Annotated in this window: 9 protein-coding genes; 5 read left to right on the top strand and 4 right to left on the bottom strand. The window is 43.9% G+C overall.

The genetic code is table 11. From position 1 onward, the window contains the following. Positions 1 to 160 precede the first annotated feature (160 nt). Positions 161 to 511 (bottom strand): NAD(P)H-quinone oxidoreductase subunit M, encoded by a 351-nt coding sequence (locus PI95_RS24235; RefSeq protein WP_039741249.1) that lies wholly within the window; start codon positions 509 to 511, stop codon positions 161 to 163. Between the two features lie 1,121 nt (positions 512 to 1,632). On the opposite strand from PI95_RS24235, the gene PI95_RS24230 reads away from it, so the two are divergent. Continuing rightward, the gene (locus PI95_RS24230; protein WP_039741247.1) at positions 1,633 to 1,911 is read left to right on the top strand and encodes an Npun_R1517 family heterocyst differentiation transcriptional regulator; all 279 of its coding nucleotides are present in this window, start codon (positions 1,633 to 1,635) and stop codon (positions 1,909 to 1,911) included. 613 nt (positions 1,912 to 2,524) lie between these two features. Here PI95_RS24230 and PI95_RS24225 read toward each other — a convergent pair. Next, entirely contained in the window at positions 2,525 to 3,220 is a 696-nt protein-coding gene (locus PI95_RS24225) for a response regulator transcription factor (protein ID WP_039741245.1), read from the bottom strand. A gap of 59 nt (positions 3,221 to 3,279) precedes the next feature. Here PI95_RS24225 and PI95_RS24220 point away from each other — a divergent pair, with 59 nt between their 5' ends. Continuing rightward, entirely contained in the window at positions 3,280 to 3,570 is a 291-nt protein-coding gene (locus tag PI95_RS24220; protein ID WP_039741243.1) for a hypothetical protein, read from the top strand. A gap of 99 nt (positions 3,571 to 3,669) precedes the next feature. Here PI95_RS24220 and PI95_RS24215 read toward each other — a convergent pair whose 3' ends face one another. Both PI95_RS24215 and ctpB read right to left on the bottom strand, forming a co-directional pair. Next, complete coding sequence (locus tag PI95_RS24215; protein ID WP_039741241.1) at positions 3,670 to 4,635, bottom strand: glycosyltransferase family 2 protein; 966 nt, start codon at positions 4,633 to 4,635, stop codon at positions 3,670 to 3,672. Between the two features lie 84 nt (positions 4,636 to 4,719). Further along, on the bottom strand, positions 4,720 to 6,057 hold the full coding sequence (gene ctpB / locus PI95_RS24210; protein WP_039741239.1) for a carboxyl-terminal processing protease CtpB: 1,338 nt from the start codon (positions 6,055 to 6,057) through the stop codon (positions 4,720 to 4,722). Between the two features lie 386 nt (positions 6,058 to 6,443). On the opposite strand from ctpB, the gene PI95_RS24205 reads away from it, so the two are divergent. The 3 genes from PI95_RS24205 to PI95_RS24195 all read left to right on the top strand — a co-directional run bounded on the left by PI95_RS24205 (position 6,444) and on the right by PI95_RS24195 (position 7,641). Continuing rightward, positions 6,444 to 7,085, top strand: coding sequence for a YdcF family protein (locus tag PI95_RS24205; RefSeq protein ID WP_052324836.1), 642 nt, complete (start codon positions 6,444 to 6,446; stop codon positions 7,083 to 7,085). Further along, positions 7,082 to 7,240 (top strand): hypothetical protein, encoded by a 159-nt coding sequence (locus PI95_RS24200; RefSeq protein WP_163519142.1) that lies wholly within the window; start codon positions 7,082 to 7,084, stop codon positions 7,238 to 7,240. Before PI95_RS24205 ends, PI95_RS24200 begins: the two co-directional genes overlap by 4 nt. A 74-nt stretch (positions 7,241 to 7,314) precedes the next feature. Next, the gene (locus PI95_RS24195; protein WP_163519148.1) at positions 7,315 to 7,641 is read left to right on the top strand and encodes a hypothetical protein; all 327 of its coding nucleotides are present in this window, start codon (positions 7,315 to 7,317) and stop codon (positions 7,639 to 7,641) included.

The raw sequence follows: 7,641 nt of genomic DNA, 5'->3' as shown, positions 1-7,641 counted from the left end.
TAAAGATCCTCAACACGATAGCGAGTCACAAAGGATGTTCGCGCTTCGCGTCTTTGAAGGAGAAGCCTGTCCATTTTTGTCCGGGTTCAGTCCAAGGGAAAGAAAAGAAAAAGAAAGTTCTTTATTCCTTTACCCTTTTGCCCTCTTTACTGTTTAGTTTTCACTTTTGGGCGACTTGGGGAAGACCCATGCTGTAGTTAGTGACGCGGGCAGTGAGATTGTAGCTGATTTCGCCTTTTTGTAGAAGCGATCGCATGTAATGCTCCAAATCTGACCCTATGCGGCGCAAGTTGTAGTCTGTCAGGTCTGCGCCACTAGATTCTTCGACCAATTCATCAAACTTGTGATAAATCTTTTGCAGCGCGTCTTCGTTCCAGTTAAATTCGTTGTCTGGGTCTACATCTAACGTCAAGACCTGATCGCTAGGAACCAGTTCGCCATGAGAGTCAATTTCTCCGGCAAAAATGCGGATATGCCGGGTTGTTGACTTGAGCAGCATCGGGTTGTCCATAAAACGGTGTAAGATTTTGGTTGATTACACTGAAATTATTGTAAACGCTCTTCCTTGTCTTGAATGCCTTCTCGGATTCGGAATCTGAAGCGCACCCTTACTTCCGCTCTTGGGTGGTAATCATGCCTATAAAAGAGCGCTTTGCGCAAAAATCATGAGGTTCTAGCATTTATTGAGGGTTTCACAAACACTCTTTCACTCATAGGAATACGCCTTGTTTACTAGATCCACTTGTCTTGAGCGACCTGCATCGGATGTTCGCACATCAAGGAGCGTGTCGTGTGACAAGCGTCTAAGAGAACCCTTGAAGGCGCATCCTTTAGAAGTGTCCGCTCTTAGCGCCCAAGGCAAACTAATGCATGATAGCAAACAAAAGTCAAGGCTTAAAGCTTAAGGAAAAATAGACTCCTAAAATCAAGAACAGATGTACCTTAATAAAGAGGAAAATAAATTTTATTCCTCATTCATGTCTGGGGAACCCCAAAGGAAGCGGTAGCGGTCTGCTAATCAAAGCTAAAAGGATTTATGCCGCTTTTGGTGTTCGTCAGCCGAGGAAAGTCATGCCATGAGGCACTTAACACAGAATAATTGGATTGCTGTCTATGTCATCCCGAAAAAAAATTTTATCTCCAATAATTTTTCTCATAAATGCCTCATCTAATTTCTCATGAAAAAATCGCACATGTAGTAATTTTACTGAATTATGCTATAACCGCCTCAGGCTCTAATTAAATAGGAAAAAAGCAAGATTTTCACGTAAGTGTAACCACTAGTTTTATAGTAACAAGCCGAACTGTTATTGACGGAAAGATAAAGTTGATGTAAAAACTTTTAAAAAGGTCACGCAAGTTCTTACAGAAACTTTATTGTATAGAATCTTAAAAACTGAATAATAGTTATGGCTTACCATAAAGCGCAGATGGCGCAGTAGTGGCGAAAATCTAGACACCGCTCATTCTAGTTAGAAACAAACCAAAGGAGAGTGCAATGGAATACAAATGTTATGGATGAAGACAAATTCTTAATTCAAACACTTTGGATTCTAAAAAAATATAAAGAATTTTTGCCGGAAATTTAGCTGCCAACCATGATGACCACCAAGTAAAGGAATCCTAAACACTATGAACTCCAAAGCATTACCATGTCAGGTAAATAACATCGATGTAAGTGTTTATGAGTGCGAAATTCATCTCAAGTTCCGAATGATTGAGGAAAAGAGTATATTAAGCGATCGCGATCAACTGTTGCAGGTGCTGCTAGAAGCTTTAACAGAAGGGTCTGACGAGTTCCTAGAAACCCTGCACGCGTCTGTCAAAGCACAGGAGGTGTCTGAATTTAAAGCCTCACCGCAAATGCGTCGTCAACTGATGCGATTGCGAAATACTGAGACTAATCAGTAGAGACCTTCGCGGTCGCGTCTGTACAGGAGACGCTAAGAGTGTTTATTTTATTTCAGGAGTAGCAACTCATACGTCGGGCAGAAAATGGTGATTTTTTTAAGTTTAACCATTTGCCTATTTACGCTCACTTCTTTCGTTGGCTTGTTTAAACTGACCATCAGGCGAACAAAGAATTACTACACTCTATTTGTCAGCCGATTTAATTAGGCTTTTCAGGTTAAGTCGCGATGGCGTTTACAGTAGCCCTAACAGGATTGCACTACGGATACGATTGGGTGCCTACTATGCTTTTATACCCAGAACAGTTGAAGTTACGGTTTTTGAAGATGTATTTTTCGCACGTTATTGCTCAAACGAGATTACTCCTACTAAACGAAGTCTAAGCTAGTAACTATTGCCATTAGATATCGGTTATCTAAAGTTTGAGACATTACCAGGGGTGTCTGTTTTATCTAAGTATTACTTAGCTGTTTACTGACATAGCCAGAAGAACGCAAATTCAACCGGATGCATTTAACCGATTTTTTGTTTTCAACCAAATAAAGATGCCCCTCTAGGCAAGAGTCATTTGTCCAAAGTCAAAAACTAGTGACTAATGACAAATAACTCATGACTACTTAGCAAGACCGTGTTCTAAAGCAAAACGAACTAATTCAGTACGGCTGTTCGTGCCTGTTTTACTAAACAAACGACTGACGTACTTTTCCACGTTGCGGACGCTGGTTTCCAAACGACGGGCAATTTCTTTGTTCATTAGCCCTTCAGCGACCAAATTTAAAACACTTTGTTCTCTGGGGGTCAAGTCGATGGTAAAAGGGGCAGGAGATTGAGCGATCGCACTTTTTTGAGTTAACAACGCTTTAATTTGGGCAATCTGATTCGCAAGTTCAGCAATATCAAACGTTTCTCCCTCTTCACCTGTAGCATGAGGCTTGGCAGTGCGACGGATAAGTAAGTTTTCGATGATTGCGACTAATTCATCCGGATCGAAAGGCTTGGGTAGATAAGCATCAACACCAGCTTGATAACCTTGAATCCGATCGCTTGTCATTCCTTTTGCCGTTAAAAAGACCACCGGCAGCGTTTTAAAGCGGGGGTCTGACCGCAGTTGCTTTAAAAACTGATAGCCATCTACCTGAGGCATCATGACGTCCGAAATCACTAAATCAGGTATGGTTTGCTGCATCAAGTCCCACCCCTCACGGGCGTTACTGGCAACTTGAACGCTGAAACCGCTTTCTTGCAAATAATCCTTGACGGCTTCACGCAATCCCGGTTCATCATCCACCAGTAACAGTTGTGCTGACATCTAAAGTTTCCTTGACACTACTTTTATTAAATTTAGCGGAAATTAGGTAGTACTGGGTAATGGGGGATGGGCTTATTGAAGAGGGGAAAAGGGGAAAGGGGAGGCAGTGCGTTGCGGGGGTTCCCCCCGTTGTAGCACCTGCCGTGAAAGGGAAAGAATTATTACCAATGCCCGATGACGGCAGGTGCCTCAACGTTCGTGACCTCCGCACGGCACAGCCAAACCTATGCCCCATGACGCCAGTTGCGCGTCTGCCGGGAAACCCTTGCGGCAACAGCGAGTGGGGGGAACCACGGCAGGTGCTTCAAGTCGGGAAACCCGCCCAACGCACTGCCGGACCTTGGCGTTAGCCTCTCCCAAAGGGAGAAGACCGCGCTGCCGATGCCTACGCACTGGCTCCCCCATGCCCAATGCAGAATCCAAAATCCAAAATCCAAAATCCAAAATCGTCACAGCCAATCAATGATTTTGGCTTTTTCTGGCAATTGGGCATCTTTTTGCCCAGAGTAACGCGCTCTTGAAGTGAATAAACCAATGGGTGTACTTAATAAGTCTACAAGGCTGGCTTTACGGGCGATCGCTTGAAGGCTATTTTTTGGTATTTCTTTCAACAACCAACGCAGCAACAGATAGCCGTATTCTTTTGCCGTGGTCTCGCGCATCAATTCAATACCGTGCAGTTCGTGTAAATAGCGATTTGAGCGTCCATAGCGCCGCCATTGACTTTCTAGTTCTTTGAGTGTAGCGCGGTGGCGATGCTGGACGATCGCTCTTGGTGAAAATTCTAAACGCCCGATGTTTTCTCTTAGAATTCGCCAGCACATGTCAGCATCGCCACCAGTGGTCAGATAAGGACGGAACAAACCTGCTTTTTCAAATGCGATGCGTCGAATTGCTAAATTAGCGGTTTGACCGTATGGACAAAATTTATGGGCGAGGGTGTGCTTTTGTGATAAAGTATCTTGGCGATCGGCGTATTGTTCTAGAAGCGTTTTGCCTGGTAACGCCGCAATTTCTCCGGCGACAATTGTCACATCTTGGTTGACAAAAGGCTGTACTAATGCTTCTAACCATTGATGTTGCGGACGGCAATCAGCATCAGTGAAGGCAATTATTTCACTCTTAGCAGCGCGAATGCCTGTATTGCGGGCAGCGTAAGAGCTTTGAATTTCATTTTCGCTTAAAGGACGAATTGTAATTGGGCAATGTTCGGCGGCTGTTTCTAAGAAAGTTCGAGTGCGATCGCTACTGTTATTGTCTACCAGCAAATACTCAACCTGCTGTTTTGGGTAAGTTTGCGCTAACAGACAAGAAATTAAATCTGGTAAGTCAAATTCACCATTATATATAGGCACCACTACCGACACATGAGGGAAAAAAGTGTTGGTGGTGGTGTCAAGTGGTTGATGATTCATGGATTTATGATTTTGGGGATGGGGTTAATTATTATTATTCCCAGTCCGAAATTGTAAATCCGCAGTATCATATTTACTCTAAATCTAAAATTTCAAATCTGAGGCGCGAACGCTCAACGGTTTTGACCGTTGATTTGCTGGGGGTTGGGCGAAGTTTCTGCTGGATAAAGCGGCGATCGCTCGCGCATATTGCGGATCGTTTTGAGTCGCCACCAAATTTGGATTAATCGCCAACTGACGCTCTTGCGCGTCTGACAAATCTATCTTGATATCAGGGGTAATACCTTTATGGTTAATGTCTGTTCCTTCAGGGGTGTAGTAATGGGCAATGGTGATGGCTACGCCGGAACCGTCTGGCAGTTCATGCACTGACTGTACCAAGGCTTTACCAAAGCTTTGACTACCAACAACTACCGCTCGCTTATTATCCTTGAGTGCGCCTGTGAGAATTTCACTAGCACTGGCTGAATTATTATCTATCAGTACCGCCAAGGGACGTTTTGTAATCGCAGTGTTATTTGCCTTGCTGAGTTCAGTTCCTCCCACACGGTCTACTGTCTTGACAATCCCGCCATCAGCTATCCACATGCGAGCAATTTCAATACTTGCCTGCAACAAGCCGCCGGGATTTCCGCGCAAATCTAAGACGTAACTATCAACTTGCTGACCGTTCAAATCGCGAATTGCTCGCCGCATTTGATCGGCAGCGTGAGCGCTGAACTCTCGCAATTTGATATAGCCAACACGCTTTGAGCCTTCTCGCTTGAGGGTATATTTCACCGTTGGCACTTCAATGGTGGCTCGTGTCAGCCTAACATCCATTTCTCTTTGACCCTGACGTGCCAGCCGCAATACTATAGCAGTACCCGCTTTACCGCGAATCAGCTTAGATGCGTCTTCTACTTTCAGGTCATGTATGGGTTTGCCGTCAATTGCTAAAATCTCATCGCCGGCTTTGATACCTGCTTTGAGTGCTGGCGAATTTTCGATCGCTTCGACAACGGTGAGTCGCTTGGTTTTTTCATTCAGTTCCATCCGAATGCCAATACCCGAAACTTCCCCAGATGTTTGGCTGGTGAGGGCGTCATACTGTTTCGGGTCCATGAACCGAGTGTAAGGATCGCCCAATTTTTTTAAAGCTTCTCGGATGGCTGTGTAAGCTTCGTCACGAGAAGAATAATTTTTACTTAAAAGGGTTTGTCTGGTTGCTTGCCAATCTTGTTGATTAAATTTGCCATCAACATATTCACGATTTACTAGTTGCCACACTTGGTCTACGATCGCTTTTGGGCTATCTTGTAAGGCGGCGCGGACGGAGCGACACCACGCTTGACCGAACACAGACAATGTTGCTGTTGTGGCGATCGCTCCACCAATCAAGGCTACTTGGAGCGGCGAGGAACGTTTCGCAGATTGGTTCATGTATGTATATCAGCTGGAATAATTGTGTTTTTGACAGTTTAGCAATCTGGCAATATGTTTGAAATCTACCAGAAATTTATCGGTTTTGTGCTTATAAAGCTACAATTACTTCATAATTTTGCCCTTTAAATTCGGCTAAAGCACTGCGTTACTTTTTAACAATTATCCTTCCGTTTGTCATCTCTTTCCGGAAGGTTAATCTTAATTATTGACACTATAGCTGTGTGTCGTCCTCTCATCCTCAATTACTTTTAATAAGATAGCACTAGCTTCTGCTTAAGTGTATGTCTGTAGGACAAAATCCTTTCTTAGCTTTGAAGTGCGTGTGCCATCAGACGTATTTTTACTAAAAAACATTCATCGAAGATAGGATAAAAATCTGCAAAATGTGGCAAATGTTACAAAAGTTATCTCTGAGTTTATGTGCTGTGTTGGCTATTTGGCTGATTTTTATGACTATAACTCTACTGAATGCGTCATCCTCGCCAGTAGATGGCTTTTTTGTACTTGGTGGCAGCATTACTAGAGAAATTTATGTTGCCCAACAAGCAAAACAATCTCCCGAAACGCCGATTTTAATTTCTCGTGGTTCTCAAGACCCTTGTATTTGGCTGATTTTTCAACGAGAAGTAGCACCTATACAAAATGTTTGGTTAGAAAATTGTGCCGATTCCACCTTTGAAAATTTCTATTATGGTATTCCTATTTTGCGTCGTTTGGGAGTGCATAAAGTCATGCTTATTACTTCCGCAACTCACTTACCAAGAGCGAAATGGCTAGGACAAATTCTTTTAGGTGCTCATGGTATTTGGGTAGAACCTGTGATTGTTGAGGAAAAAGGCATTCCTGGTAATCGTGAGTCTTGGTTGAAAACCTCAGCAGATGTAACCCGCAGCTTGTTGTGGGCAGGTTTAAGTCAATTTATTCAGCCAGAATGTTCAAATGTGACTAGACTAACTGAAGTAAATATGCAAGATTGGCAGCAACGCGGTTTTCGGTGCGAACGACAGGGGAATTTGGGGAGATGAGGAGGGGGGGAGTGGGGGAGTGGGGGAGTGGGGGACAAGGGGGCAAGGGGGACTGGTGGAGCCAGTGCGTTGGGCGGGCAATGCCCGACTTGAAGCATCTGGCGTGGACAAGGGGGACTGGGGGGATTTTACAGCTAGTAATAATAAATAATTAATGACCGAGAAACGCCGATCGCTCTGGTGGTATTATTGAAAATAAGCCTGGATTGGATATGCTTGCAGGTAAAGTATGGCAGAAATTCGGTTGGCGATTGAGGGTGAAGATGCGATCGCAGCAACAGAAGCGCTTTTGGCAATTCCCGGTATCTCAGGTAACTATAAGGTGAGTTCAGAAGCACCAGAAAGAGAGGGAGTAATCGCAACTGTTGCTAGCATCGTTGGTATTGTTGGGGGAGCGATCGCCATTGCTGAACAAATCCGCAAGTGGTATCAAGAGTATAAACAGAAACAATCTGGTAAAAGAATTGAAAAGGTGTTGATTGTCGGACGCAATGGCAGACGACTCCTTTTAGAAGATGCAACATTAGAAGAGATTCGCCAAATTTTAGAATCGTAG

Source organism: Hassallia byssoidea VB512170 (assembly GCF_000817785.2).
Classification (GTDB): domain Bacteria; phylum Cyanobacteriota; class Cyanobacteriia; order Cyanobacteriales; family Nostocaceae; genus Hassallia; species Hassallia carrinoi.
This window is presented reverse-complemented; position numbering and strand designations above follow the sequence as displayed.

Bases quoted from the DNA above. Each gene is read 5' to 3' on its own strand.
- PI95_RS24195 (WP_163519148.1), top strand. From the start codon at position 7,315: ATGGCAGAAATTCGGTTGGCGATTGAGGGTGAAGATGCGATCGCAGCA.
- PI95_RS24225 (WP_039741245.1), bottom strand. From the start codon at position 3,220: ATGTCAGCACAACTGTTACTGGTGGATGATGAACCGGGATTGCGTGAA.
- PI95_RS24220 (WP_039741243.1), top strand. From the start codon at position 3,280: ATGGGGGATGGGCTTATTGAAGAGGGGAAAAGGGGAAAGGGGAGGCAG.
- PI95_RS24230 (WP_039741247.1), top strand. From the start codon at position 1,633: ATGAACTCCAAAGCATTACCATGTCAGGTAAATAACATCGATGTAAGT.
- ctpB (WP_039741239.1), bottom strand. From the start codon at position 6,057: ATGAACCAATCTGCGAAACGTTCCTCGCCGCTCCAAGTAGCCTTGATT.
- PI95_RS24200 (WP_163519142.1), top strand. From the start codon at position 7,082: ATGAGGAGGGGGGGAGTGGGGGAGTGGGGGAGTGGGGGACAAGGGGGC.
- PI95_RS24235 (WP_039741249.1), bottom strand. From the start codon at position 511: ATGGACAACCCGATGCTGCTCAAGTCAACAACCCGGCATATCCGCATT.
- PI95_RS24205 (WP_052324836.1), top strand. From the start codon at position 6,444: ATGTGGCAAATGTTACAAAAGTTATCTCTGAGTTTATGTGCTGTGTTG.
- PI95_RS24215 (WP_039741241.1), bottom strand. From the start codon at position 4,635: ATGAATCATCAACCACTTGACACCACCACCAACACTTTTTTCCCTCAT.